Here is a 26,013-nt window from a genome sequence, read left to right on the forward strand (position 1 = left end):
AATTAGAGTAAATCCTGAAGGTTGGAAAAGGCAACAGGCTCTTCTTCCACTATATCGTTAATCAACCATGCGTCATCTTCTTTTTTTAAGTCCAAAACAACACTGTAGCGATTCAAGGTTACAACATCATGGGTCAAAACCTTTGCTTTAAATTGCATTTTAATCAAGCTCGAATCCGAAGCAGTTTTTTCCAGCCCCAGGACTAAGGCGCTTTCCACGGTCGACCTGGCATTTACGGCTTCGGCTGCGCTGAAGCTTTTCTCAAGAGAACCCATATAGATCGGTTGATAATCTTGTGTCAGGAGGGGCAGGAGCTTTAGGCCTTCTTCCAAATAATTATCCAAAGTATAGGTATAATACCTTTTTGTAAAATCCAGTGCTAAAGTTTCCATCTCTTTGCGCTCGGTTGGCGTAACGGGGTCGGTGAAAGCAGAGGCCAGAGCGGGTTGACCGGAGGAATTAAGAGTAGAGTGCGCCGAAAAACCAGGAATCCAATGGCCAAGAAGAAATATGGTAGCTAAGAGAACGGAAAAGACCCAAATGCTGCGTTTCATTTTCTGCTCACTCCTGTTCAATTTAGTACTTATATAACTATTCTGCAAAAAAAACAAAACCCCTTCTGATTATTATAAATGTTTAGAAAAATGTACTATATTAGAAATAGTAATAAAAGCATAATGATTGACAATAATTAATTTATTTCTGGTTTGCTTTTCAGCGTCATATTGGCCGTGAGTTTTTCGTCTATAATGGTAATAGAGGTTGAAAAAGACAAGGTAAGAAAGGAATGGAAAAATGAATAAGAAAAAAATGCATAAGTTAGCAATTCCCATGGCTGTGGCCTTATTAGTGCAGGGTGCACTACCTGCCTCCGTGATGGCGGCAGCTGAGGTGAGTGCAAAAACCATAAGTGCGGTAGAAACGATTGCCGCCCCGGCACAGGTTAAAGTGAGTTTGGAAGATGCTATTAAACTCGTTAAAAATAACTTTACTATTCCTGCAGCCTATACAAAGTTTACTTCGGGCTACAATAACTATAATGAAAGAGAGACTTGGTCCTTAAATTGGAATTCCACAGATGATGCCGGGGGTAGTTTTAACGCTCAAGTGGATGTAAGCACCGGTGAAATCATTCATATGAACAGTTGGAATCCTGCAAGTTCATCTTCGCAGACCAGTGTTCCCAAATATTCCTATGCAGAGGCTAAAGATATCGCTCAGGGTCTGGTGAACAAAATTCTGGGAGATCGGCTCAATCAGATGGAATTGGTGCCGGAAAACACCCAAATCACTCCTGTCATAGATTATGGCTATACGACCTATTCAGTGCAATGGAAGCGGGTGGCCAATGGCGTTGCTTTCCCAAGCAATGGTGTATCAGTTCAAGTGAATGCTTATGATGGTACGATTACAAGCTATTCTCTCAACTGGAGCAAAGAAAGCATTCCCGATCCCAAAGATGTTATCAGTGCAGACAAGGCTCGTGAGGCATTTGTAAAAAATAATCTTCTTCAGCTGCAATATTTCCTTAACTACGGTATTAGACCGCTGGATAGTCAGGAAAAGGACGCCAAGAAAGATGCCCTTTTAGTTTACAAATTAAGCAATCAATCTTTCAGCGGTATGATTGATGCCCAAACAGGGGAACCCCTCAAGCTTAACTCTGGCGAATGGCTTAATAGCGATGCCGTTATGGAGGCCGGCGGTGGTATGGGTGGAATGGCGAAGTCTTCAGAAAATGCCTTAGCGCCGGCCGAGCAAAAAGAAGTGGATGATGCATCTAAGCTGCTGACGAAGGAGCAGGCTATCGAAAGTGCCAAGAAATGGGTGGAAATACCGGACAGCCTCACTCTGCGCGGTGCCAATCTTGGCTTGGAAGGTGGCTTAAGCCAGAAACGTGTCTGGTCCTTTGATTGGAGTCAGGAAGAAAGCACGGATGGATACAACTATGTCTATGCCCGGGTGGATGCGGCCACAGGTGAAGTCCTTGGGTTCAGTGCCTATTCTCCTAACCCGCAGCCCAAAGGCCCAGATGCCATTGATCGGACTGCGGCGAAAGCAATTGCCGATGCTTTCATCAAGAAAATTCAACCTGACCGGGTTCAGCAGGTCGAGTATTTAGAGGTTATGGACAATGGTCAAAAGTATCCCGAAGATCAACCCAACCACGATTTCAGCTATGAGCGGGTTGTTAACGGAGTACATGTCCCCGGCAATGGTTTCTCCGTCTCCGTAGAACGCAATACCCAAAAAGTCGTCAGCTATAACATGGATTTCGCTAATGTGAATTTTCCGGATATCGCCCAGGCTATGGACCAAAAACAAGGTGAGGATACCTTCTTAAAGAAAAGACCTCTGGAACTCAAATATGTTCAGATTAACAAAAATGGTCAGTTATCGGATATCCGCTTAGTGTATCAACCTAAAATGGACAACAGTTTTGCCGTCTCCAACATTATGGATGCTAAAACCGGTGAATTCCTCGATTGGCAGGGCAAGCCCATTAAGGAGCAACCAAGACCCTATAACTTCGGTGATATCTCAGGCAGCTTCGCTGAGGAAGAAATCAGACTCCTTGGCCAGGCCGGAGCATTTGGTGAGTATGGTGATCAATTCAGACCTGATGAGCATGTCACCGTAAAATCGTTGCTAAGCTCCATGCTGATCGCCAAGAATGGCGTCTGGTCCTATCAAGGATTAAGCGATGAAGAGCTCTTGAAGCAAGTCAAGGAACTGGGGTGGGTCAAAGAGAATCTGTCCCTTAATGATCAGGTCAGCCGCGAGTTTCAAGCCAAACTAGTGGTTCGGATGCTGCAATTGGAGAAGATCGCTCAGCTTGAGGAGCTCTTCCAGGCTCCGTATGAGGATGCCGATACCTTTAGCGATGGTAGTCTTGGTTATATTGCTTTAGCCAAGGGTCTGGGGGTCATGAACATCGAGGGAAATAAATTTGAATCCACCAAGAAAATGACTCGTGCCGAAGCTGCTTATGCCCTGGTGAAAGCATTGCAATCCAATCGTTAAACTGGAGAGAACATTCAAAATATAGAATAGTAGGAAAGACTGTAAGAGGTATGAATGAAGCGCCTCTTACAGTCTTTCTTAGTATATCGGAATGAATAATTTGCCTATAGTTGACGTTTTACTAAAGGAGCAGAACCCGGACTGTATAATGGAATAAAAAGGATTGTATGGATAGGTTGCTATAGACCCTCTTTCTGAATATGCTGTGTCAGAAAAAACTATGCCCCGGGGCATTTTATGGAAAGGAGTTGTCTCTATGAGTACCCTGCCAATGACTGGCGATTTCATTCGGGAATCCTTGGAATTGCATCTTTTTTGGGCGAGGATTATAAAAGAGCATCTCATCTTTTTGGAAAGCGGCTTTATGTGTAAGGATGCGGATTGGATGCAGGAAGCCGATGCTCTCAAATGCAGCTTTGAAGAAATTCTCCATGAAGCCAATTGTTTGGCCGATGGAAAAGTGGGCATTGAAGTGATGAAGTCGGGAGAGCTGTTTACCAATAAGACCCTGAAGGCGGAGCAAAAGACCCAGGAGCTTACCTGTATACCGATTAACTCTCAGTTGACTGTAGAAACCATGAGCTTACACCCTTATATGGGCGTGGGGATGGGCATGGTTCCCTGTGAGCAGGAAATAGCCGAACAAGTCTATGCATTAAACGAAAAGGCTCTGGCCTGTGCATGCAATGTCTATGAGTTTACGGATCGGGCTTTAAAGGCCATTTTGCAGTGCTGTATCACCAGTCATAATTTCCCGTCCCTGTATGAACATCAAATGAAAGAAACAGAAATGTATATGAAGCAGATCAGGAAACTGCAAAACCATCAGTATACGGATCCCACCTGCCACATGGTGGAAATGCAAATGTTCTGGGACCATATTATGAAGGAACATGCCGAAGTGATCAGCCATTTGCTGGACCCTAAAGAAAAGGCCATGATTACCCGGGCTGACCATTTTGCCCAAGCTTATGAACAGCTCTTAAATCAGTTGGGAAATGGAACAGTACCCGACCAGAGCTTCAGGAGAATTACCAGTGAAACCATCCGGGTAACCGGAGAGTTCAAGGACTTTAAAGCCGCGGGAACGGATGCCATCTTATGCTGTCAGTTGCGATCCTTGATTCTTCCCTTGCTGGCCGATCATGTCTTAAGAGAAGCGATTCACTACCTGCGCATTCTTGGCTTACCCTTACCGGAGTTCAAAGGCGGAAAAGGATAAGCGAATCAAAGGGACAGGTCCGGTTTTTCAAAGTTGATGGAGCATTGCAGAGTCTTAAAGGTGGTGCGATGCTCCTTTTAATTTTCTCTGAGGAGGATAAGCTGTTATAATATTATAGAAGTGTTAAGAAGTAATGGGCTTAGGAAAGCAAATGTAGATTTTGCAGAAGGAGAGAAGTAGCAACAATGAGCAAAAGTAATCTTAAAATCGGTTTTGTAGGTACTGGAGTTATGGGCCGCAGTATGGTCAAGAATCTCCTGAAGGATGGGTATTCTGTAGCGGTTTACAACCGGACGAAAAGCAGTGCTGAAGAGCTTTTTGCCTTAGGGGTGCAGTGGGTGGATTCGGTAGCCGGGCTTGCCAGGCTGTCCGATGTGGTGATCACTATGGTGGGCTATCCCAAGGATGTGGAAGAAGTCTACTTAAGTGAAGAGGGGCTGATACCTAATGCCAAGCCCGGATCTGTTCTTATTGATATGACAACTTCCAGCCCCCTTTTGGCCCAAAGGATTGCCTTAGCAGGGAAAGCCGGTGGAATTGATGTTTTGGATGCACCCGTATCCGGCGGGGATGTGGGAGCCCAAAACGGTACTTTGGTCATCATGGTAGGGGGAGAAGAAGGGGTATTTGACAAGGTCAAGCCGATCTTTGAAGCGATGGGTAAAAATATAATCCTGCAGGGACCGGCCGGTGCAGGACAGTATACGAAAATGGCCAACCAAATCACCGTTGCGGGGGGAATGATTGGGGTTTGTGAAGCTATAGCTTACGCCCAAAAGGCCGGTTTGGATCCCAGCCGGGTCCTCGACAGCATCGCGGGAGGGGCGGCAGGCAGCTGGTCCCTGAGCAACCTTGGACCAAGGATGATAGCCGGAAACTTCGAACCAGGTTTTTATGTGAAGCATTTTATCAAGGATATGAACATTGCTTTAGAGTCGGCTAAAGAGATGGGGTTGATGACCCCCGGCCTTGAGCTGGCAAAATCACTTTATGAACAACTGGCTGCCGAAGGAGAGGAAAACAGCGGTACCCATGCCTTGTATAAATTATATATGAAGTGAAGCAGGGGATATTAGAGGCAAATCGTAGCGGATGCTATCTTTATTAAACAATTATTTGGCGAATTTTGGAGATGGTGCAGGGGGAATTTAATTATGACCAATCGTTTGTATCGTTCTTCAAGGGAAAAAATGATCGGTGGAGTATGTGGTGGACTGGCCGAGTATTTTGATGTAGATGTCACCCTGGTTCGTTTAGTTGCTCTTATCACCTTATTGATGGGTGGAGCCGGCATCTTTCTTTATATTGCCGCCTTATTTGTTGTCCCCGGCGATCAGAGTGAGGGCCCTCTTGCGTCCGGAGGGCAAAGGGGACATGTAGAAGATATAGTGGATGAAGTTGTCCAAAATGTCAAGAATACTGCCCGGGATTTCGGAATAGATTCCTTTGCCAACTCCACATCCTATTCCGGATCATCCTATAGTTCGAATAAGAGGTACTCTCAGAGCGGCAGGACAGCTGGGCTAATTTTGATTATTCTTGGCATCTTTCTGCTAGTCAACCAGTGGTTCCCGGTATGGGAAAGCATAAGTAAAATGTGGCCCCTGGTTTTAATCATGATCGGAGCCGCATTGATTTGGAAAAGAGTTTAAAGACCAATTCGTTTCAGAACCAGTCCACCTAGTTTTTTAGCTAAAGGTAGGCCTACCCTTTTGGCCAAAGGGAAGCCTACTTTTTGTATTAAGGGCAGAGCAACTTTTTCAGCAAGGGGAGGACCCAAACGATCAGCAAGCTGGGGAGCGATATTTCGTGCTAAGGGTGCCCCAAATTCCCGGGCGAAAGCGGGGCCAAAGCTCTGCAGAAAATTAACACCTTGCTTTTGCAGAAGAGATTTGAGTTCCGAGTTAACATCAACCGGGGCTGGTGCGGCAGGTTTCGGTGTTAAATTCGGAGTGCTGGTAGAATTCGCAACCGGTTGCGAATTTGCCAAGTTGGCCTGCACGGGGTTTAAATTGCTTTGCAAAATAGAATTTGCTGGGGGTTGTGCAGATGGCCGTTCGAGGGTTTGTGGAGGAGTGGAAGATGGTGAAGAAGATGAGAGGGGGCTTGGGGGAAGGTTATTTATATTATATTGAAAGGACCGAGAATTAGCCTGAGGAGTATCTAAAGAATTGACTTGAGGCTTAGCCGGCGAGAAAAGATGCATTTCATTCCCTCCTATATGGATAAACGGGTCATTACCCAATACACACTTACACATTATTATAATCCAAAATATTCCATTTGACTTATATAAGTTACTGATCAAGTTGTACTATTTTAGTTCTTTAAACAGAGGTTTATGCTGACGCCGAGCTTATCGAATCGATAGTATGAGGTATATTATATTGTATATCGTACTGTATATTATAATGTGTATATATGATATATAAATATGTCAGAAAAGTATATATTATTGATTCCCAATAATATACTAGTGACTTATGTGGATTATTGATATAACATTGATATTGCGTTCAGTGATTGCAAAAGGCAAGATAATGTATATATTTTATGTGTAATAATATATGCAAGATGCTGCTAAATAATGCAGTTGCCGACGCGGGAAATAGTATTATATTATAGGGGGCAGATATTCGAATGAAGAAGACAAGAGCTCGTGTCGTATCCAGTGTTATAGTTGCAGCTATGGTTCTTGGCACAGCTTTGCCAGCAGCCGTATTGGCTGACACCCAAGTACCTGCTGAAAGTAAAGTATCATTGAATCGTCTGCACGGTGAAAATCGTTTTGAAACTGCAGCGAAAGTTGCCACAGAAGGTTGGGAAACCTCTAAAGCAGCGATTCTTGCTTCCGGCAAACAGGAAAATTTGGTGGATGCTTTGACTGCAGCACCTTTCGCTAATTCTATTGATGCACCGATTCTTCTGACCAATGGTGCGGATATTCCGGAAGCAACCATTGAAGCACTTAAAACTCTAAAAGTAGAAGAAATTTACACCGTAAGCGGTGCCATTAAAAAAGATGCTTTAGAAAAGATTTTTAAAGAGAATAATTTAGAAATCGTCATTAAAGAAGAATTAGGCGGTAAAGATCGCTTCGAGACGGCTAAAAATATTGCCAGCCACCTTGACGATGTCGAGGGAATCATGGTAACCACGGCATATAAATATGCCGATGCGCTTTCTGTAGCATCTATCGCCGCTGCGAAGAATATACCCATCCTCCTGGCCGATCAGGATGGATTGCCTGAAATCGAGGCGGCATACCTTGATGAAATCAAGGATCAAGTGAAAGCAACCTATGTACTGGGTGGAGAAATACTGATCAGCGAAGAAGTATATGAAGAATTGCCCGGAACCGATGGTGAAAGCAAGCTGCGTATTTTCGGCGATGACCGTTTTGATACTAACTTAGAAGTATTAAAAACCTTCACCGATCTGGAGTACAGCAAGGTTTATGTGGGCAATGGTTATGATGAGCATCTCGTGGACGCCTTAGTTGTGTCGGCTCTTGCTGCCAAAACCAATTCTCCTATCGTTTTGGCTCAAAAAGAGCTCAGCAAAAAAGCAGAAGATCTCTTGCTTCCTAAATTGGGGGAAAAGAGCATTGTGGCTGTAGGTGGAACTACTGCTGTTACAGACAAAGCTCTTACCTTTAACCATGTGCGTCCCCAAGATTTCGCTGTCATGCAGGCATCCGGTGTTAACGGTTACAATGTAGGACTTCAAATCGTTGATGGAAGCGCGCGGGATTTGGCAAGTGTTGAAGTGACCCTTTACAGAGGGGAAACCGTTCTTGCCAAAAACACCAGTATGAATAAGCTCTTTAATTCTTACCCCACCGCAACCCAGCTTTCCTCACCTTTCAATATTGACGGAAACTTCTCTGCTGACGGTTACTGGTCTTACGGTAAATGGAACGGAAGTGTTCTCGATGTTCCTACCAAAGCAGTTATCAAAGTGACCTATTTGGATGGTCGTGTCTATGAAGTCGTTAATACAAAGCTTGCCGGTAATCCCGAAGATCTTAACCAAGAAGCCCTCAATCATGTCAAAGCTGAAGACTTTGGTGTAATGCAAGCGTCTGGAGTTAATGGCTATAATGTTGGGTTCTCTTTAGTGGATAAACTTCCTGTGGATTTGCAGAGCATTGAAGTAAGCCTGGTCAAAGTAGAAACGATTAAAGATGAAGATGGCGAAGAACAGCAAATTAAAGAAACAGTCCTGGCAACCAATACAGCAACCCGTGCTAAAAATGCCAAGCTTTTTGAATTAACCGGCCAACAGCTTTCTTCTCCCTTCAATATCGATGGCTCTTTTGAAAACGATGGTTACTGGACCTATGGTGATTTCAACGGAACTGTTGAAGATGTCCCTACCAAAGCTATCATCACCATTCAATACCAGGACGGACGTAAATTTACCGTTCAAAATACCGAGTTAACCGGGGATGCAAAACTTCTTGCCGCACCTGCTATCGTTTCCGGATTAGCTGAAGAATTAACTGTAGGGGAAACGGTCGATTTTGCAGTGACCACCGCTCCCAACAGCTTTGTCGCTGAGCCGGCAGCGGCTACCACCAAAGTTCGGGTCAAGATCACTTTAACCCAAGGGAAAAAAGAGAACATGGTTCTTCAATATCTTGAAAATGACGGAACCTATCAAGCACTTCCTTTGAATGCAGAAAACAGCGCCTTTTATGGTCCTGAAACCGGGTTCCCTTTCCTGAATGCTGCAAGCCAGTTCAAAGTAACCTTCAGCGAAGCCGGGACCTATAAGTACAACTTGGAAGTCGTGACCGTTGCCGAAGAGGGTCAGCAAAGTGAAGTCCTTGCTTCCACCAAGGGTGAAGTGGTTGTCACTAAAGCACCTGCAGAAGGCAACGAATAAGACGGCTCAGATAGAGAATTTACAGAGCAGTGTTTGAAAATGAATAGGATACACTGTCGAAGAAACTAGTTAAGGAGGGGGATTGCCCCTCCTTTTTTCTGTCTAAAACAGCAATGAAAAAACTCCCGTGTTATCTGGCTGCCAGGGGGGAACCCCAGTAATTTGCTGCCGGAGTGCCTGCATAGCCGATCTGAAGGTTTCTGGCCAGCTCAGGATCCAGGCAAACCAGGTCCTCCCGGCCCAGCTCTTGAATAGCTTTTTTACCCATGGCCTGCAAGGCCATTTTCAGCTCTTCCTGACAAGAGAGGAGGAAGTTCGCAAGGCACCTGCTTCCTTCTTCAATATCAAACTCCTCGGCAAGGGAGCCGTTATACAGTGCCAACTGATGAGCAGGATGCTGGGGAAGAGCTTTGGTGATTTGATTTTGGAGTGCAGCTATAATGGCGATGGACCCTATGTAGACGGCATCGGCGCCTAGAGCCAGGGCTTTGAGGATTTCGCCCGGAGTACGGAAACCTCCGGCTGCGATGACTGTGAATTGTTCCCTTAGGTTCTGCCCTTTCAGCCAATTGATCGTTCTTCCTAAGCCAAAGAGGGTAGGTAAGCCCATATCATCTTCCAAAGTGGGGGAAGAAGCTGCAGTTCCGCCTTCTTGACCATCGATACAAATAAAATCGGCCTCGGTTTTGGCGATGACTTCCAATTCCCTTTCCATAAAGTGGGTGGCGGCGATTTTGATTCCTACCGGAACAGAATACTCTTTTTTCAGCTTTTTGATGAGTTTAACGAGGTCTTCCGGTGAATTGACTTCAGGTAAGCGTGAGCTTTTTCCGGTGCTGCCTCCTTCATCGATTTGCCAGAGCACCCGGAGGTGTTCATCCATATCCTCTTCCTTTACGGAAGAAGAGACAGCACCGCCCCAGGCGCCTTGTCCCAGCTGAACTTCAATGGCATCCACCAGCCCCAGCTGCTCGGGAGAATTCAGCCAGCCGCCGCGATTATACTGACCGATCAGGAAATCGGCGGCTTCCCGCTCTTCCTCAGATACTGCCGATTCCCCGGTGTTGGTGGCTGTTCCGGCTGTTGAGGCCCCTTTGGCTAGAGCGATTTTCATGGGCAGATTCAGAGAACCTCCATAGGACATGCCGGTGATGAGAATAGGAGTATCCAGCTTGAGGGGCTTTTGGGCTTGGGGCCCGATGACCACCTTAGTGTCAATGGTCGTATCGTCCGGGGTAGGGAGCTCAAAAAGCTGTCTTGGGTTCAGCAACAACTGCTCCCAAGGGGATAAACGCAGGGGGCTGCCCATGGGCCTTGTCAGTGCTTTTCCTGTCTCTGCCCGAATCCCTGCTTCGATCACAGCCCGCAAAGTCAGTTTTTCAAAGGTTGTGGTCATGACCATGGGGTTATTTGGATAAGACTCGGTAAGCATGTTCTTGAGCATACCATCTGTTAAAGGGTTCATTAAGCGCAGCATCAATTCGTTAATCATGCAAAACACCTCTTTTGTTTAGTTGTTATAGTATGTGTCTTTTGCAAAGATTTATCGGCAAGCATAAAAAAACCAGAAAGTATGCTGCATTAATAAAAAACAGCCGCGACTAAAAAAGTCGTGGCTGCTGTTTCCTATGTTAGTCGGCTAAAGCAATAGCTTCAATCTCAATGATGGCATCCTTGGGGAGCCGGGCTACTTGCACTGCTGAACGGGCAGGCGGATTCGTTGTAAAGAAGGTTCCGTAGATTTCATTCATGGCGGCAAAATCGTTCATATCTCTCAAGAAAACGACTACTTTAACGACTTTAGCCAGGGAAGTTCCGGCACTTTCCAGGATGTTCCTTACATTTTCCAAGGATTGATGAGTCGCTTTGCGTATATCGGTTTCTAACTCACCGGTCACAGGATTAAGTGGTAATTGCCCTGAAGTGAACACCAGATTTCCCGCTTTGATTCCTTGGGAATAGGGGCCGATAGCGGCAGGAGCCTTATCGGTGTGTAAAACATTGATAGACATAAATTAACCTCCTGTTTAAATGCTCTTGGAGCAAATTAAATAAATTTAAGGGGATTATGCTGATAGTGAGTTTATTATAACACTAACCGCAGGCGGATGCCTCAAAACAGCCTGAATGTTTTTGTATCACTGTTTGTCAATGAAAAGGAGGGAAGCCCGGAGCCCTATCGACAATGGGGTTCCGGGCTTCCCGCTCAGTATATTACTCGATGGGTGCCAGTGATGCCTGGAAGTGGCGCAGAATGGGGGGTTCCCAAGTGATTTTATATCCGCGTTTAATAGTGTGAGCCCGTTCTTTAATTGCGATCAAGGCATCAGCCATAATGTCAAGATGGGCCTGGGTGTAGACCCGGCGTGGTATGGCAAGGCGGCTGAATTCAAAGTCGGCCTTTAGCTGTTCGCCGGTATCCGGGTCGTTGCCCAGCATATAAGAACCGATATCACAAGTCCGAATGCCGGCTTCTTTATAAAGCTCCACGCAAAGAACCTGACCAGGGAACTCATTGTAAGGAATATGGGGGAACATGGCAGCAGCATCAACAAATACGCCATGGCCGCCGACAGGGGACTGATAGGCAATACCGGCATCATCTAAGCGGGCTGCCAGGTATTCCATTTGACCAATTCGGTAACGGAGATAGTTTTCATCGATTCCCTCGTAGAGACCGATAGCCAAGGCTTCCATATCACGACCGGAAAGACCGCCATAAGTGAAGAAGCCTTCATAACTGATGCAATTAGCTTTGATTTTTAAGACCAGCGGTGAATCGGCATCTTTAACACCAAGGAGGCCGCCCATATTGACGATAGTGTCTTTCTTAGCTGACATAGTGAAGAGCTCGCCGTAGCTGAACATTTCACGAACAATATCTTTAATGGATACGTCCTTGTATTCTGGCTCATCACGTTTGATGAAGTGAGCATTTTCCGCATAGCGGGCTGCGTCAATGCACATAGGAATACCATATTTTTTAGCTAAAGCAGAAACTTCACGAAGATTTTTCATGGAGACGGGTTGTCCGCCGGCAGAGTTGTTGGTGATGGTCATGACAACCAAACCAATGTTTTCCGGACCCTTCTCTTTGATGACTTCTTCCATCTTGGCAACGTCCATATTCCCTTTAAAGGGAGCGCGTTTGGATGGATCTTTGGCTTCTTCTACCACGCAGTCAATGGGTCTGGCGCCAGACAAGATGACATGGGCGCGAGTGGTATCAAAAAACATGTTGGAAATTGCAAATTTACCTTCGCTGAGCAGTAAGGGGAAGACAACTTTCTCTGCTGCACGACCTTGGTGAACAGGTTGGATATAGCCAAAGCCAAAAATATCCTTGCCTGCTTCCATGAGTTTAAAGTAGCTGGAAGCTCCTGCATAGGCCTCGTCGCCTCTCATCACACCAGCCCACTGCTCCTGGCTCATGGCATTGGTTCCGGAGTCAGTCAGCAAATCGATGTAGCAATCCTCTCCTTTTAAGTTGAAAAGGTTGTAATTAGCCTTGGCGATTTTCTCTTCTCTTTCTTCTTGGGTAAGCATCCGCAAGGGCTCTACCACCTTAATTCGAAAGGGTTCGGGTACATACTTGATTGCCATAACAAATACCTCCATTTAATTTTATTCATACCCCGGTTATCGAAATGATGAGCGGTCGGTATTTGGCATAGTAGTTGGAACAAGTTCTGTCTTAATCTTTATGCAAGATTCATGCCAATGTTAAGGCTTTTATTTACTTTCTCTTGATTTTTTGATTTTGAAGCTAATCCAGAGGATAAGCAACCAGATGGGAAGAACCAATACAGCCATTTTCATGCTTTCAGTAAAGGCCATAAGGATGACAATCATCACAAGGAAGGCGGCGCAAAAATAGTTTGTGTAAGGGTGTAGAGGGGTCTTGAAGTGAAGAGCATCGCCTTCACCCTGAGCGATTTTTGCCTTGCGGAATTTAAGGTTTACGATAATAATCGTAGTCCAGGTAATAACTGCGGCAATGATCGCCACAGCCATGAGATACGTAAAGATTTTGCCGGGCAACAGGAAGTTGAGAATAACACCGACTAAGGTAATTCCGGAAGAGACCAGCACTCCGGCGACAGGAATCCCCCGTTTGTTTAATTTGGCAAAAAGCTTCGGAGCATTGCCTTGCATAGCCAGACTGTACAGCATACGTCCATTGCTGTAGACGCCGCTGTTGTACACGGAAAGGGCAGCGGTTAGAACAACGATATTGAGGAGGGTTGCAGCCGCAGGAATGCCAATTTTAGAGAAGATCATAACGAAGGGACTTCCGTCAGCACCCACCTGATTCCAGGGATAAAGAACCATCAGGACAGATAAGGCTCCCACATAGAAAATAAGAATTCTCCACATAACCTGGTTGATGGCTTTAGGAATGGATTTTTGGGGGTTATCAGCTTCACCGGCCGTGATACCGATGAGCTCAATTCCGCCAAAGCTGAACATGACCGGTACCAAAGAGAACAAAATACCAATCATGCCATTGGGAATAAACCCGCCGTGAATCCAAAGGTTATCAAATCCTGTAGCTTCACCGTTGATTCCAGAGAAGATAAGAAATAATCCGAAGACAATCATGCCGATAATTGCCACAACTTTAACAATCGCAAACCAGAATTCAAATTCACCAAAGGTGCCGACACTAATAAGGTTAAGCAGAGTAACGAGGACGAGGCAGACCAGAGCAGTTAGCCAGTGAGGGATGTCGGGGAACCAGAAATTGATATAGATCCCGACGGCAGTCAATTCAGCCATGCTTACGACGATATAATTGAACCAATAATTCCAACCAGAAAGAAATCCGGGAAATTCCCCCCAATACTTATAGGCAAAATGACTGAAGGATCCGGAAACAGGTTCATCGACGGCCATTTCCCCTAACATTCTCATGATGAAAAAGATAACTAATCCACCAATAAGATAGGAAAATGTGATTGCGGGACCGGCCAGCTCAATCGTTGCAGCAGAACCGTAAAAAAGACCTGTGCCAATCGCTCCTCCTAGAGCGATCATTTGGATATGCCGGTTTTTTAGACCGCGGTGCATACCGTTTTCTTGGTTGCTCATAAAATTTCTCCTCCCGATAATGTAATTGAATAGTGCGTGCTTTATGATAATGCAAATCCCATGCCAAAAATAATTGCAAAACTATTAAATATTTTAGGATATTTTCTTGTATTTCGTAGGGTAACTGTCGAATCGTTGCAAGAGAATAACGATATACGTATCTAAAATAAAAATGTGATAAGAAAAGTTGACAACTTTTCTTATCACATGGTGAAAAATTTTTGCACATTCTGCTTATTCCTTTAAATTATCCCTCGGGTTCATCCATCTTGCCAAGTCCATAGGAATTCATTTTGTTTAAAATTGTTGTATTGGAGACGCCCAGTATTTTACCCGCCTTACGCGAAGAGGGATGTTCCGCCAGCACCTTAAGTAAAACTTGACGTTCCACTTGAGCAACAATGTCTTTAAGGGGAGGCCAGGGTTCGCCAAAAGGAATGATAAGTTGATGAGCTGTGTTTTCCGATTCAGACACAGGAAGCGCCGGTGTCAAATCCCCCCACTCATAGAAAGAATCGGGCTTGATCTCTGAGTTCGAATTTAAATTAATAATTCTCTCCAGGAGATTCTCCAGTTGACGAACATTGCCGGGCCATTTTTGAGCCCTGAGCAGGTCCGCGCTTTCCTTGGTAAGGTGCACTTCGGATTTGCCAAGCTTTCTGGCAATCTTTCGGGTTAAGACTTGGGCGATCAAAGGGATATCTTCAGGTCTCTCCCGCAATGAGGGAATATGCAGGGGAATCACATTGAGGCGATAATAAAGATCCTCCCTGAACTGTCCTTTATCAATCAACTCTTCGAGATTGCGGTGAGTGGCGGCAATGATTCGTACATCCACAGGGATCTCTTTCGAACCTCCGATACGGCGAATCGTTCCTTCCTGCAGTACTCTAAGCAAGCGCACCTGAACCTGAGGCGTGATTTCCCCGATCTCATCAAGGAAAAGGGTGCCCCCGTGAGCCTGCTCGAAAAGCCCTTTCTTCCCTCCTTTAGTTGCTCCGGTAAAAGAGCCTTCCTCGTAACCAAAGAGTTCACTCTCCAACAAGGTATCCGGTAAAGCCGCACAATTAATAGGAATGAAGGCTTGTCGGGAACGCGGACTTTCGGCATGAATAGCTTTGGCGAACAGTTCCTTTCCTGTGCCGCTTTCTCCCCGCAGGAGTATGGTGGAGGTTCCCCGGGCTACTGTTTTGGCGGTCTCAATGAGATCCCGCATACGCCGGCTCTCATAGATGATACTATCAAAGTTTATAGACTGAGGCTTACGTTCAACCTTGGAGAGGAGTTCTTCCACTTGACGAAAATCTTTGATGGTCATGACTCCCCCAATGATTTGTCCTCGCTTATTGAGGATGGGGACACCACTTGTCAAAAAGTGTATGAGCTTCTGGTTTTTTCGAATCTTGCGCTCTTTTAAGCTATAAGGAATTCCTGTTTTTAAGGTTTCGAAAATTGGAGCATCTGCTTCAAATAAGAGTTCCGCATCTTGGTTCAAAGCCTCCTCCGGGGTCGTATGAAAAATTTGTGCCGCAACTTCATTAATATGAGTCACTTTATGGTTTGTATTGACGGCGATGATTCCTTCGCTTACTAAGTCGAGAATCGTTTTTAATTCCTGCTCCCGCCGTTCATAAGGCATGTAATCAACAAGAGTTACTGATACGACACCCTGAACGGTAAGGAGGTCCCGGATGAGAGTCTCCGATCCCTCCTGATCAGGAGAACGAAATTTAATCATCATTTGCTGCCCATGAGAGACTTCCATGACGATTTTATCAGCGTTATGATCTTCAAAGCGCTGAAATATGTCATAACCTAAACCGGGGCGATCGACAAAATCAATGCGTACAATAAATTCCGGTGATTCCATGCTGTCACCCTCTCGAAATTCTAATTATGATTAATGGGATGATTGTAAATTCGCTACTATTATAGCATTAACATTTGAATCCACCTAGAGACCCCTAAAAAAGAAAAAGCCGGCGATTTCGCCGACTGAGTAAAGGTATAATAACTTGCTATAGTCTAAAGAGCATTTTAGTGTAGGAAGGCAAGGGCCACATGTCATAGTCCACAAGTACTTCCAGTTGGTCAGCTGTCTGGCGCAGTTCATTCATGGCTTTAAAGACCACGTCCCGGTAATAGATGCCTTGCTTATAGGCGTCTCCGTGAAGCTGTTTTGCTGCACAGGTTGCATCTTGAAGAGCTTTGGTTTTAAAACTGAGTTCCTTGAGCAAAGGGGATATTTCGTTGAGTAAAGACCTTTGCGCCAGTACCTCCGCTTCCGGGTCCGCTGTGCGGATGGTATTGATAGAATGAGCCAGTTCTGTGGAATAACGCATGACGGCGGGGAGAATTTGGCGCTTGGCGACATCCACCATGGTCAGGGCTTCAATATTGATGGTTTTGGAGTATTGTTCCAAATAAATTTCATAACGGGAGTGGAGTTCGGTGGCACTGAAGACGCCATGATGCTTAAAGAGTTCAATGGTTTTTTCACTGATCAGTGCGGAAATGGCTTCCACTGTGGAAGAGAGATTGGGAAGACCCCGTCTTGCGGCCTCCTTAACCCACTCTTCAGAGTAACCATTGCCGTCGAAGACGACACGGGAATGATGGATGGCGATTTCTTGAAGGATAGCTTGCAGCTCGCCATGGAAATCCTCAGCTTTTTCCAGGCGGTCAGCCATTTGCGAGAGCACTTCAGCGACGATAGTGTTGATCACTACATTAGGACCGGCAATGGAAAGGGAAGAGGGAACCATACGGAATTCAAATTTATTGCCGGTAAAGGCAAAGGGGGAGGTCCGGTTGCGGTCTGTGGAATCCTTGGGCAGGGACGGCAGGGTTGATACACCAATGGTCAATTCGCCGCCCTGTTTGGATGAGTTGGGTTTGCCGTTTTTAAGCTGCTCGATAATGTCGGATAATTCATCACCAAGGAAAATGGAGATAATGGCGGGGGGGGCTTCATTGGCTCCCAGACGATGATCATTGCCAGAGTTAGCTGCAGATGCCCGCAAAAGGTCAGCATATTCATCCACAGCTTTGATGACGGCACAAATGAAGGTCAGGAACTGTGCGTTTTCGTGGGGAGTCTTACCGGGCTCCAGCAGATTAACTCCTTCATCGGTGCTTAAAGACCAGTTGTTGTGTTTGCCTGAACCGTTGACACCGGCAAAGGGTTTTTCATGAAGAAGGCAGGCCAGGCCATGACGGTTAGCCACTTTGTGCAAAGTATCCATGATAATTTGATTATGGTCTGTAGCAATATTCGTACTGGTGAATATAGGAGCAATCTCATATTGGCCGGGAGCTGCTTCTTTATGTTGGGTTTTGGCCAGGACACCCAGCTTCCAGAGCTCGATATTGACTTCCTGCATAAAAGCAGTAACCCGCTCATTGATGATGCCAAAATAATGGTCTTCCATTTCCTGACCTTTGGGAGGTAGAACACCAAATAGGGTACGACCTGTAAGCATGAGGTCCAAACGTTTTTGATGGTATTTTTTTTCAATGAGAAAGTATTCTTGTTCGGCACCGACTGTAGGAGTAACCCGTTTGGCTGTGGTGTTGCCGAATAAGCGCAGGATACGCAGGGCTTGTTTGGAAATGGTTTCCATGGAACGGAGGAGGGGGGTTTTTTTATCTAAGGCCTCCCCGGTGTAAGAACAGAAGGCGGTAGGAATGCAGAGGATAACTTTGCCTGCATCTTCTCGTAAAAAGGCCGGTGAAGTGCAATCCCAGGCAGTATACCCTCTGGCTTCAAAGGTGGAACGGATTCCGCCGTTGGGAAAGGAAGAAGCATCAGGCTCACCCTTAATCAGCTCTTTACCGGAAAACTCCATAATTACTTTGCCGTCACTGGTGGGGGAAATAAATGAGTCGTGTTTTTCCGCGGTAAAACCGGTCATGGGCTGGAACCAGTGAGTATAATGGGTTGCCCCGTTTTCAATTGCCCAATCCTTCATAGCGTTAGCCACGACTTCGGCCACTTCTAATTGCAGAGGAAGGCCTTCATCAATGGTTTTGTGGAGTGCCTTATACGTATTTTTGGGTAATCTCTCACGCATCACGGCGTCATTAAATACATTTTTACCGAAGAAATCCATCTCTTATCCTCTCCTTATTACGACTAAACAGAAAAAGACCCCCATTGGACTCTCTTGCGCAAGAAAATCTCTACTGAGCGTCTTAACTCTCGAAATGCCTTATTCATAAAAATAGCATATCTCATTGTAAAAAACAAGACAGGAGCAGGCATTAGAAATAATTTCTTCTGACAAGAGTATCCCGAATGAACCACTGCTCTCGCATAGGCTTTAAGCGCTTCAACAAAATATGGTCTTTTATTTCGACATATATTGCTGATTTATTTGAAGATATGTATAATTTGTTGAAAAAGAAAAAAATTTAGGATGTTTCTGAGAGGGGTAAAAGAATGGTTTTCTCGATTAGACAAAAGATAACGGCAGTCATACTTTTTGCAGCCCTGATCCCGACAGCGCTGCTGGGGTTCTTTAGCTACAAGGGAGCGAGTAATGCGCTGGAAAATGAGCTTAAGAATACAGCAGAACAATCGATGCAACGTATACAAGATTCCACGACATTGTATCTTGAAGGATATGAACAAAATCTAAAGCGGCTGGGAATGGAAGATCGTATTCTGATTGCCGCCCTGCAGGGGGAAAGTGAGGAGGCTTTGCAGAGCTTCCAAATTTATAAAGAGAGCAACCCTGACATCTTGAATATTTATTTAGGAACAAAGAGTGGGGAGATGATTGTGTACCCCGCGGCAGAGTTGCCTCCGGGTTTTGATCCAACGGCTACGGATTGGTACCGGCAGGCGGCAGGCAGCGGGCAGATTATTTGGACCGAACCCTATGTGGATACAGCGACAAAAAGGTTAGTGGTGTCAGCGGCCAGACCTGTCCTGGACCCATCCACAAAGGAATTAACCGGGGTGGTGGGCGTTGATATTGCCCTCGATACTTTAAGTGCTTTAGTTGGGGATATGAAGATTGGCCGTCAGGGCTATATCTTCCTTTTGGATCAAAGCGGCAAAATTATGACGCATCCTGACCCTGCCTTGATTGGGGAAGAGATCCCTGTGGAAGAACTTAAGAAGGCCGTGGCTCAGGAACAAGGAATTGTCGATTATACATATGGTGGAGAAGAGCAATTCAGTGTCATTGCGGCCTATCCCAAGACCCAGTGGAAGTTCGTTGGCGTATTAGGATATAACGAGATCAATAAAGCGGTCTCCCAAATCCTCAGAAATACTTTGACCTATTGTGTAATTTTTGCCGCGTTAGCTATAGTTTTTGGAATACTTGCCACCCGTGGCTTCACTAAAGCCCTTAAAGCCTTGTTTGCCTATAGCGAGAAAATTGGTTCCGGGGATTTTACAGTTCGGGCCAGGGCCTTGTCCCGGGATGAAACCGGTGCATTGACCAACACCTTAAATCAAATGGTCATTCAGTTGGCGGGTCTGATCGGAAATATTAAGCATGTTGCTGAAGAGATGAATACCTCTGCCGAAAAGTTGGCAGCCAGTGCCGAGGAGACGATGGCCTCCAGTGAAGAGATTAATGCCACAGCAGCTCAGATTGCCGGCGGTGCTTCCGACCAAGCGGCTCAGGCGGAAAAAGGTACTCGAATGGTTACGGAACTTGCCACAAAAATCCAAACCCTCGGGGCGAACTCGGTGGAAATGGTTAACTCCTCCATGGATGCTAAACAGGCCAATGAGCGGGGGCTGCAGTCGGTTGAGCATTTGCGTGTAAAAACGGAAGACAGCAGCTTAGCTGTTGATCAGATCAGTGAAGTGATCCGTAATCTTGATGGTAAATCCCAAGCTATTGGCAGTATTCTTGCTGCAATTACAAATATTGCAGAGCAAACCAATCTCTTGGCTTTAAATGCTTCCATTGAAGCTGCCCGGGCCGGAGAGGCCGGTCGGGGATTCTCCGTGGTGGCGGATGAGATCCGTAAGCTTGCTGAGCAATCTGCTCAATCGGTCCAAGGTATTGAAGGGATTGTGGAAGATATTCAAAGGGAGAGCTATCATGCGGTGGGTGTGATGAAAGAAGTGAAGAATCACTCCCAAGCCACTGTGCAATCTGTGGCGGATGTCAGCCAATCCTTTGCTGAGATATCTCAAGCCATGGCTGCAATTAGAGAAAAAATTGCGCATACTACGGCTTTGATTCAAGAAATGACCATGGATTCGAATCAAGTCGTGGACGTGATTCAGAATATCTCCGCAGTAACCGAGGAAACCGCTGCCGCATCAGAAGAAGTGAGTGCATCCATGGAGCAAACAGCCAGTGCTTTTAGCAATGTAGTCAAAACGGCAGAAGAACTTGAACAGCTGGCCGGAAAATTAAGTCTGGAAATTGCTCAGTTCAAAATTTAATTAAAGCAAGCATTGAATTAAGCTTTTAAAAAAGATAGCCCAACAGATGAAACCATTGTCTGTTGGGCATTTTTATTCGCATAGTTTCTCCCTTTTTGAGGATAATAAATTCGACTACTTATAGCTAAATTAAAGGAGGGTTCGTATGTTTAAACATATCAAGGATATGGAATACACCGTACGTGTCGATCGCCCCGATCCTCGTTTTGCTAATCTCTTGCTTGAACAGTTTGGTGGACCCCATGGAGAATTGAAAGCGGCAATGCAATATTTCTCTCAAGCCGTTGGCTGCAACGATCCTAAGCTTCGGGATATGCTGCAGGATATCGCGGCAGAGGAGTTAAGCCACTTTGAGATGGTTGGGGAATGTATCGCCATGCTTCTTGGCCCAACTGATAATGTATCCCGGGATTTTCCGGCGATTCACATGGCGCTCTTACCTGCAGGACCGATTATTACGAATTCCATGGGCGCTCCTTGGACCGCGGCTTATATCGAGACCACCGGCGATCTTTATACAGATTTAGCCTCCAATTCATCGGCCGAACTTCGGGCAAAACTAATCTATGAGCGTTTGCTTCAACAAACTGACGATGCAGGTGTAAAAGATATGATTCGTTTCCTCCTCAGTCGGGAAGAATCTCATAACTTCTCCTTTTTGCAGGCGCTGGAAACTCTAAAAGGCACGGGAACAGATGCGAATTTCCGGGATACTGAATTCACGAAGAAGTATATGAATCTATCCACCGGTGCGGGGGATGCCCGTGGTCCATGGAACCAGGGCAATGGCATCCAATATGAGGAGAATCCTAATGAAAAGTATGGTGGACCCGCAGCATATGGCCAAGACCTTGGTGCAGACAGCAAGGGAGAAATTGGCCCCGGCTATAGTGATAGCACACGAAATAATCCCCAGTACACTCAACCCAAGGCACCTACCCCTAATGTAGCGGGGCAGGAAAAACCGGTGCACTAAACCCGAGTATGCATTGCACTATGAAAATGCTCCCTGAGAAGAGGTAAACCTGATTCTCCAGGGAGCATTGTTTGTTATCAGCACTAGATCAATGGTTATGGTCGTGGGAGTGTTTATGAGCATGGTCGTGGGAGTGCTCATGGGCATGGTCGTGGGAGTGCTCATGGGCATGGTCGTGGGAGTGCTCATGGGCATGGTCGTGGGAGTGCTCATGAGCATGGTCGTGGGGGAGGCCCAGGAAATGAGCCAGGAGATGCTCCTTGTCGGGAAGGGTATCCATCCAGCCGTCATTGGCATCAGCCTTTATATCAATGGACTTAATATAGGGTTTAATATCCAATAGAGGCGTACCATTATAGGCATCAATGCTGGAAATGAGAATCTCGTTTCCTTCAATTCCTCTAAGCTCCACCACACTTAAGCCGAGAGGGTTGGGACGGCGGGGAGAGCGGCTGGCAAAAACCCCCACTTCCAATTCGGGCGCTATAGACGGGTTAACTTTTAAACTCTTTTCAGATACCTTGTCAAGGTAAAAAAGCAGTGTAATGTAGCGATAAGATGAAAGCTCGCTCAATCCCTCGACATACTCAGGGTTAAGGGAAATCCAGAATTCCCCGGGAGCGTCCTGCACAGGTTGCTCAGGAATCGGCAGTGTTGGTATATAGGGAGTATGAATGGTCCCGATGGATTTCAATTCAATGCTCATACATATCAACCTTTCTCAAGCACAATGCGATGATTGAGCAAATTCATATCCTTAATACTCGCTCTGATAAACTTTTGCTTGCCGTAAATATCGACGAGCTTCAGCCCTTCGTCATGAGGTTCGATAATATCCACCGCTTCCATAAATAGAACTTCCTCAACACCATCTTTCAAATAAGCATTTGCTTCACACATTGCCATTCCTCCTTATCATGAGTAACATACCTAAAGTATTTTAACGCCCAATCCTTTCGTGCTGTATATGTTAATGCGAAAAGAGTGCTAAAAAGCCATGGAGACACCATTGTAACGGCAAGACCTCCATGGCCTTATTAATCCATTCCTTTATCATGGTTATTCTCCATTCATTGAAATTTTCCTTCTTTATTTTTACATGTTTCGGTTATAATTCGGGAAGCTTAATAGATGTATTAAGAAGCTTTTTGGAGGTGTCATTTTATGCCAATGATTCATTTCGATGGTCCTGTACTTACTATGGATCAGAAGCGAAGTCTGATTCATGGAATATCCCAAGCAGCCTCTCAAGCAACAGGATTGCCAATGGCCTCCTTTACTGTTGTTCTCGATGAGCATGAGTACAGCAACTTTGGTATCGGGGGAGAAGTATTGGTTGAGTCTAATTTTTGGGCTAAGGTTAAAGAGATTAAAGACTAGGATGAGTATTTTCAATCTGGCGAAGCTATAAAGCTAGCGGAAATCCCCGCTAGCTTTATTTTGCTATTGAAAAAATTCCACTTTTAGAGGATGATTAATAAATAGGTCGAGAATCAGAAAAGTGGGTGAAACGATGGAGAGGATGGAAAAAATCTTACTGGAACGAAATTGGCAGGACTTAGAGAAGTTGGTTCTTGTCAGCAGTAAAAAAGCAATTCGCACCTTAGTAAACAGGATTTATATAAAGGATGGATTGGGTTTTTGGCGTGCAGTAGAAGCGCTGGGGGTGGCTTCCGCTTTGGCGGAGGAACAGAAGAAGGATTCTTCTGTGGAACTGGTACGCCGGTATTTTTGGTCTTTGAATGAAGAATCCGGCGGCAATGCTTGGAATGCCGCTGAGGCGATTGGCAGTATCATGGCCTCTAACCCTAAGGAGTGCGGTCACTTTAACTGGATGCTTGCTAATCTTTTGGAAGATGAAAGCTTGCAGGAAGGGACTCTTTGGGGGTTGCTTAACCTATCCATTAATGCTCCCGAAGTGGTGGATCCCTTGGTGGAGAGGGTGTATCCCTTTCTCGAAGCCCGGGATGTCAACCAAAGAGGGCTGGCGGTCTGGATTTTTTCTTTGATGAAAGCCTGTCCCTCAGCCAAGGAACGATGGGAAATTGAGGAGGAATTGCACAAAACACTTATTCAGGATCAAGAGATGGCTGAAATCTATTGGGAAGGGGAATATTACCACTTTCCGGTCTCTGAATTATTAGGAAAAGAGATAGTTACTTTCTATGCCAGAGAATATAAGCAAGCAGATTTCACTTGGAATATCAGCGTGGCCAGTTCTCAGAAAGGCCTTTGTTGGGTAGGCTTAGGGACTCCGGAAAAAGAAGAAGGTGAATTGAGAACCTGGGTGCAGAAGCGTGTGCCTGGCTCATTGGTTATTCCTCGAGCTTTGCCTAATCAAAAGGTTATGGAGCAGTTGGAAGACTATTTTTCGGGTATCCGCCAAGAATTCAATCTTCCTTTGGACCCCAGGGGAACAGATTTTCAACTTAAAGTATGGGAAGAGCTGTGCAGAATACCCTATGGGGAAACCCGCAGTTATGGCGAGATTGCTCAAAATATTGGCAACCCTAAAGGCCAAAGGGCCGTGGGTTTGGCTAATAACAAGAATCCCATAGCTATCATCATACCCTGTCATCGGGTAGTAGGTAAGAAGGGGGATTTGGTGGGGTATGCCAGTGGTCTTGATCATAAAGTGCGGCTTCTCAACTGGGAAGCCGCCCATCGTCACCAATAAGGCTCTATAAGTGGAGTTCAAAAAAGATAGTGGAGGTATTGAAGTGAGCGAGAAGAAATTGTTCCAGGGTATAGCCCATATTGGGATTAAAGCAATCGATATGGATCGGGCCGCCGCTTTTTATTCTGAGGTACTTGGCTTTGAACTCATCGAGCGGATTAAACCCGGGGATGTAGAGCTTATTTTCTTGAAATGCGGGGAAACTGTCATTGAGCTGATTGAAGTTAATGACCAAAGGAAATTCGGGGATGGCGTGGTCAATCATCTGGCACTGGGAGTAAAAGATATCTTTCCGGCGGTAGCCTGGTTGAAGGATCACCATGTAGAATGTATTGATGAAGAACCTCGTGAGATGGAAGGAGGACGCTATAATTTTTTCTTTAGAGGTCCCTCAGGTGAGAAACTGGAACTATTCCAGGGATAATCAGCAGCTCAGCCGAGGAAATGGGAGGCAATACCAAGTTGAGTTACGGTAGGCAAGAAAAATTAAACTTTAATTGGCAAAATGGGGATAAGCGTTATTACACTTTAAATCAACATTTGCGCCATTTTTTTGGTGACAAAGTGTTCAAGGTATCCCTTGATGCAGGATTTACTTGTCCTAATCGGGATGGCCGGGTTGGACAGGGAGGGTGTATTTATTGCAGCGCCAGAGGTTCCGGAGACTTTGCCGGTCAGGCGGAAAAATCTATTCATGAACAATTCTGTGAAATTAAGGAAGTCATGAACCGGAAATGGTCCAGTGCCAGATATCTGGCTTATTTTCAGGCTTATACCAATACCTATGCCCCACTGAAGCGCTTGCAGGAAGTCTATGAGCAAGCTTTGGCGGAGGAGGGTGTGGTGGGGCTGTCCATTGCCACCCGTCCGGATTGTTTGCCGGCTGAGGTGCTGGATTATTTGGAAGAGCTCAATCAACGAACGTATCTCTGGGTGGAGCTGGGCCTGCAAAGCATTCATGATCGGACTATGGAATGGGTGGGGAGAGGACATACTTTTGAGGATTTTCTTCAGGGTTTGGATAAGCTCCGCCGCAGAAACATACGGGTCTGTACCCATATGATTTATGGGCTGCCGGGGGAAACCCTGGAGGATATGTTCGGCTCAGCACAAACGTTAGCCAAACTCGATGTGCAGGGAGTTAAGCTGCATCTTTTGCATGTGCTGAAGGGGACACCTCTGGCTGATATCTACGAGCAGAGTCCTTTTCCCTTACTCTCTCAGGATGAGTATATCCATTTGATTTGCGATACACTGGAAATCCTGCCTGCGCAGACGGTTATTCACCGCCTGACTGGGGATGCCCCCCGCAAGGATTTGCTAGCCCCTCTTTGGAGCCTGAAAAAATGGGAAATTCTTAATGCCATTGACCGTGAACTGGAGAGAAGGGGAACCTGGCAAGGGAAAAAGGCGCAAAATAAAACGGCTGACACCACCCATTCAATTTAAGGAAAGGGGGCCAGCCGTAAATCGCTTGGCAAGATAAATTTTTGACTTTGGATAAGGTTATTAGCCTTCTTCGAATGATTTGGCTTGACTCTGTAGATTTTGATAGTATTGATTGGCCGGATTGGCCCCACTCTTATTCCCTTGAGAAGGAGTTCTGAGGGCAGGCGCTAAAGAGAGATAGCGCTTTAGGCTGTCGGTATGGGTCTGGAGGATGGCCTGATAGACTGGGTCAGGGGTTAGTTTTTGTGAATTCATACCGATTCCTC

21 protein-coding genes and 1 pseudogene are annotated in these 26,013 nt (G+C 45.7%); 11 read left to right on the top strand and 11 right to left on the bottom strand.

The features are described from left to right. Positions 1-2: 2 nt before the first annotated feature. Positions 3-554 (bottom strand): hypothetical protein, encoded by a 552-nt coding sequence (locus tag DHAF_RS06590; protein ID WP_005812335.1) that lies wholly within the window; start codon positions 552-554, stop codon positions 3-5. A gap of 241 nt (positions 555-795) precedes the next feature. Here DHAF_RS06590 and DHAF_RS06595 point away from each other — a divergent pair, with 241 nt between their 5' ends. The 4 genes and pseudogenes from DHAF_RS06595 (at position 796) to DHAF_RS06610 (ending at position 5,898) form a co-directional block, all read left to right on the top strand. Continuing rightward, positions 796-3,024 carry a YcdB/YcdC domain-containing protein gene (locus DHAF_RS06595; RefSeq protein WP_015943361.1) on the top strand — a complete coding sequence of 743 codons (2,229 nt, stop codon included), beginning with the start codon at positions 796-798 and terminating at the stop codon, positions 3,022-3,024. Between the two features lie 256 nt (positions 3,025-3,280). Beyond that, positions 3,281-4,246: a DUF2935 domain-containing protein gene (locus DHAF_RS06600; RefSeq protein ID WP_015943362.1), complete on the top strand. Its 966-nt coding sequence runs from the start codon at positions 3,281-3,283 to the stop codon at positions 4,244-4,246. Between the two features lie 179 nt (positions 4,247-4,425). Beyond that, a pseudogene (locus tag DHAF_RS06605) lies at positions 4,426-5,307 on the top strand (NAD(P)-dependent oxidoreductase); the annotation flags it as partial. Between the two features lie 93 nt (positions 5,308-5,400). Further along, complete coding sequence (locus tag DHAF_RS06610) at positions 5,401-5,898, top strand: PspC domain-containing protein (protein WP_011461534.1); 498 nt, start codon at positions 5,401-5,403, stop codon at positions 5,896-5,898. Here DHAF_RS06610 and DHAF_RS26335 read toward each other — a convergent pair. After that, the gene (locus DHAF_RS26335; RefSeq protein ID WP_242659942.1) at positions 5,895-6,236 is read right to left on the bottom strand and encodes a hypothetical protein; all 342 of its coding nucleotides are present in this window, start codon (positions 6,234-6,236) and stop codon (positions 5,895-5,897) included. The genes DHAF_RS06610 and DHAF_RS26335 overlap by 4 nt on opposite strands. Positions 6,237-6,886: 650 nt before the next feature. Here DHAF_RS26335 and DHAF_RS06620 point away from each other — a divergent pair. Then, entirely contained in the window at positions 6,887-9,136 is a 2,250-nt protein-coding gene (locus DHAF_RS06620; RefSeq protein WP_005812345.1) for a cell wall-binding repeat-containing protein, read from the top strand. Between the two features lie 130 nt (positions 9,137-9,266). Here DHAF_RS06620 and DHAF_RS06625 read toward each other — a convergent pair whose 3' ends face one another. From DHAF_RS06625 to DHAF_RS06650, 6 genes are all read right to left on the bottom strand, one after another. Beyond that, on the bottom strand, positions 9,267-10,628 hold the full coding sequence (locus DHAF_RS06625; protein ID WP_005812346.1) for an FMN-binding glutamate synthase family protein: 1,362 nt from the start codon (positions 10,626-10,628) through the stop codon (positions 9,267-9,269). A gap of 139 nt (positions 10,629-10,767) precedes the next feature. Continuing rightward, positions 10,768-11,148 carry a RidA family protein gene (locus DHAF_RS06630; protein ID WP_005812348.1) on the bottom strand — a complete coding sequence of 127 codons (381 nt, stop codon included), beginning with the start codon at positions 11,146-11,148 and terminating at the stop codon, positions 10,768-10,770. A gap of 202 nt (positions 11,149-11,350) precedes the next feature. Beyond that, positions 11,351-12,739, bottom strand: a complete 1,389-nt coding sequence (locus DHAF_RS06635) for a tryptophanase (protein ID WP_015943364.1) — start codon at positions 12,737-12,739, stop codon at positions 11,351-11,353. 129 nt (positions 12,740-12,868) lie between these two features. Continuing rightward, positions 12,869-14,227 carry an amino acid permease gene (locus DHAF_RS06640; protein WP_005812351.1) on the bottom strand — a complete coding sequence of 453 codons (1,359 nt, stop codon included), beginning with the start codon at positions 14,225-14,227 and terminating at the stop codon, positions 12,869-12,871. Positions 14,228-14,474: 247 nt separating this feature from the next. Next, positions 14,475-16,097 carry a sigma 54-interacting transcriptional regulator gene (locus tag DHAF_RS06645; protein ID WP_005812353.1) on the bottom strand — a complete coding sequence of 541 codons (1,623 nt, stop codon included), beginning with the start codon at positions 16,095-16,097 and terminating at the stop codon, positions 14,475-14,477. A gap of 148 nt (positions 16,098-16,245) precedes the next feature. After that, the gene (locus DHAF_RS06650) at positions 16,246-18,339 is read right to left on the bottom strand and encodes a glutamine synthetase III family protein (protein ID WP_005812354.1); all 2,094 of its coding nucleotides are present in this window, start codon (positions 18,337-18,339) and stop codon (positions 16,246-16,248) included. A 329-nt stretch (positions 18,340-18,668) separates the two neighbouring features. On the opposite strand from DHAF_RS06650, the gene DHAF_RS06655 reads away from it, so the two are divergent. Both DHAF_RS06655 and DHAF_RS06660 read left to right on the top strand, forming a co-directional pair. Beyond that, positions 18,669-20,645, top strand: a complete 1,977-nt coding sequence (locus tag DHAF_RS06655; protein ID WP_005812357.1) for a methyl-accepting chemotaxis protein — start codon at positions 18,669-18,671, stop codon at positions 20,643-20,645. 145 nt (positions 20,646-20,790) lie between these two features. Beyond that, a complete protein-coding gene (locus DHAF_RS06660; RefSeq protein ID WP_005812359.1) occupies positions 20,791-21,621 on the top strand; it encodes a manganese catalase family protein in 831 nt (276 codons plus the stop codon). A gap of 88 nt (positions 21,622-21,709) precedes the next feature. Here DHAF_RS06660 and tsaA read toward each other — a convergent pair whose 3' ends face one another. Both tsaA and DHAF_RS06670 read right to left on the bottom strand, forming a co-directional pair. Continuing rightward, positions 21,710-22,327: a tRNA (N6-threonylcarbamoyladenosine(37)-N6)-methyltransferase TrmO gene (tsaA, locus tag DHAF_RS06665; protein ID WP_005812360.1), complete on the bottom strand. Its 618-nt coding sequence runs from the start codon at positions 22,325-22,327 to the stop codon at positions 21,710-21,712. 5 nt (positions 22,328-22,332) lie between these two features. Then, positions 22,333-22,521, bottom strand: coding sequence for a CooT family nickel-binding protein (locus tag DHAF_RS06670; protein WP_015943365.1), 189 nt, complete (start codon positions 22,519-22,521; stop codon positions 22,333-22,335). 264 nt (positions 22,522-22,785) lie between these two features. On the opposite strand from DHAF_RS06670, the gene DHAF_RS06675 reads away from it, so the two are divergent. From DHAF_RS06675 to mnmL, 4 genes are all read left to right on the top strand, one after another. Continuing rightward, a complete protein-coding gene (locus DHAF_RS06675) occupies positions 22,786-23,001 on the top strand; it encodes a tautomerase family protein (protein ID WP_005817453.1) in 216 nt (71 codons plus the stop codon). A gap of 133 nt (positions 23,002-23,134) precedes the next feature. After that, a complete protein-coding gene (locus DHAF_RS06680) occupies positions 23,135-24,298 on the top strand; it encodes a DVU0298 family protein (protein ID WP_005817451.1) in 1,164 nt (387 codons plus the stop codon). A 43-nt stretch (positions 24,299-24,341) separates the two neighbouring features. Further along, positions 24,342-24,722 carry a VOC family protein gene (locus tag DHAF_RS06685; protein WP_005817449.1) on the top strand — a complete coding sequence of 127 codons (381 nt, stop codon included), beginning with the start codon at positions 24,342-24,344 and terminating at the stop codon, positions 24,720-24,722. A 20-nt stretch (positions 24,723-24,742) separates the two neighbouring features. Next, positions 24,743-25,747, top strand: a complete 1,005-nt coding sequence (mnmL, locus tag DHAF_RS06690) for a tRNA modification radical SAM protein MnmL/YtqA (RefSeq protein ID WP_011461526.1) — start codon at positions 24,743-24,745, stop codon at positions 25,745-25,747. A 60-nt stretch (positions 25,748-25,807) separates the two neighbouring features. Here mnmL and DHAF_RS06695 read toward each other — a convergent pair whose 3' ends face one another. Next, positions 25,808-26,002, bottom strand: a complete 195-nt coding sequence (locus DHAF_RS06695) for a hypothetical protein (protein ID WP_015943368.1) — start codon at positions 26,000-26,002, stop codon at positions 25,808-25,810. Positions 26,003-26,013 lie beyond the last annotated feature (11 nt).

It is taken from the genome of Desulfitobacterium hafniense DCB-2, assembly GCF_000021925.1.
Classification (GTDB): Bacteria; Bacillota; Desulfitobacteriia; order Desulfitobacteriales; family Desulfitobacteriaceae; genus Desulfitobacterium; species Desulfitobacterium hafniense.

What these genes read in the sequence shown, in the direction of transcription:
- DHAF_RS06600 (WP_015943362.1), top strand. Translation starts at nt 3,281, where the DNA reads ATGAGTACCCTGCCAATGACTGGCGATTTCATTCGGGAATCCTTGGAA.
- DHAF_RS06695 (WP_015943368.1), bottom strand. Translation starts at nt 26,002, where the DNA reads ATGAATTCACAAAAACTAACCCCTGACCCAGTCTATCAGGCCATCCTC.
- DHAF_RS06655 (WP_005812357.1), top strand. Translation starts at nt 18,669, where the DNA reads ATGGTTTTCTCGATTAGACAAAAGATAACGGCAGTCATACTTTTTGCA.
- DHAF_RS06675 (WP_005817453.1), top strand. Translation starts at nt 22,786, where the DNA reads ATGCCAATGATTCATTTCGATGGTCCTGTACTTACTATGGATCAGAAG.
- DHAF_RS06635 (WP_015943364.1), bottom strand. Translation starts at nt 12,739, where the DNA reads ATGGCAATCAAGTATGTACCCGAACCCTTTCGAATTAAGGTGGTAGAG.
- DHAF_RS06640 (WP_005812351.1), bottom strand. Translation starts at nt 14,227, where the DNA reads ATGAGCAACCAAGAAAACGGTATGCACCGCGGTCTAAAAAACCGGCAT.
- DHAF_RS06680 (WP_005817451.1), top strand. Translation starts at nt 23,135, where the DNA reads ATGGAGAGGATGGAAAAAATCTTACTGGAACGAAATTGGCAGGACTTA.
- DHAF_RS06650 (WP_005812354.1), bottom strand. Translation starts at nt 18,339, where the DNA reads ATGGATTTCTTCGGTAAAAATGTATTTAATGACGCCGTGATGCGTGAG.
- DHAF_RS06630 (WP_005812348.1), bottom strand. Translation starts at nt 11,148, where the DNA reads ATGTCTATCAATGTTTTACACACCGATAAGGCTCCTGCCGCTATCGGC.
- DHAF_RS06645 (WP_005812353.1), bottom strand. Translation starts at nt 16,097, where the DNA reads ATGGAATCACCGGAATTTATTGTACGCATTGATTTTGTCGATCGCCCC.
- DHAF_RS06595 (WP_015943361.1), top strand. Translation starts at nt 796, where the DNA reads ATGAATAAGAAAAAAATGCATAAGTTAGCAATTCCCATGGCTGTGGCC.
- DHAF_RS06625 (WP_005812346.1), bottom strand. Translation starts at nt 10,628, where the DNA reads ATGATTAACGAATTGATGCTGCGCTTAATGAACCCTTTAACAGATGGT.
- DHAF_RS06620 (WP_005812345.1), top strand. Translation starts at nt 6,887, where the DNA reads ATGAAGAAGACAAGAGCTCGTGTCGTATCCAGTGTTATAGTTGCAGCT.
- tsaA (WP_005812360.1), bottom strand. Translation starts at nt 22,327, where the DNA reads ATGAGCATTGAATTGAAATCCATCGGGACCATTCATACTCCCTATATA.
- DHAF_RS06670 (WP_015943365.1), bottom strand. Translation starts at nt 22,521, where the DNA reads ATGTGTGAAGCAAATGCTTATTTGAAAGATGGTGTTGAGGAAGTTCTA.
- mnmL (WP_011461526.1), top strand. Translation starts at nt 24,743, where the DNA reads ATGGGAGGCAATACCAAGTTGAGTTACGGTAGGCAAGAAAAATTAAAC.
- DHAF_RS06610 (WP_011461534.1), top strand. Translation starts at nt 5,401, where the DNA reads ATGACCAATCGTTTGTATCGTTCTTCAAGGGAAAAAATGATCGGTGGA.
- DHAF_RS06660 (WP_005812359.1), top strand. Translation starts at nt 20,791, where the DNA reads ATGTTTAAACATATCAAGGATATGGAATACACCGTACGTGTCGATCGC.
- DHAF_RS06590 (WP_005812335.1), bottom strand. Translation starts at nt 554, where the DNA reads ATGAAACGCAGCATTTGGGTCTTTTCCGTTCTCTTAGCTACCATATTT.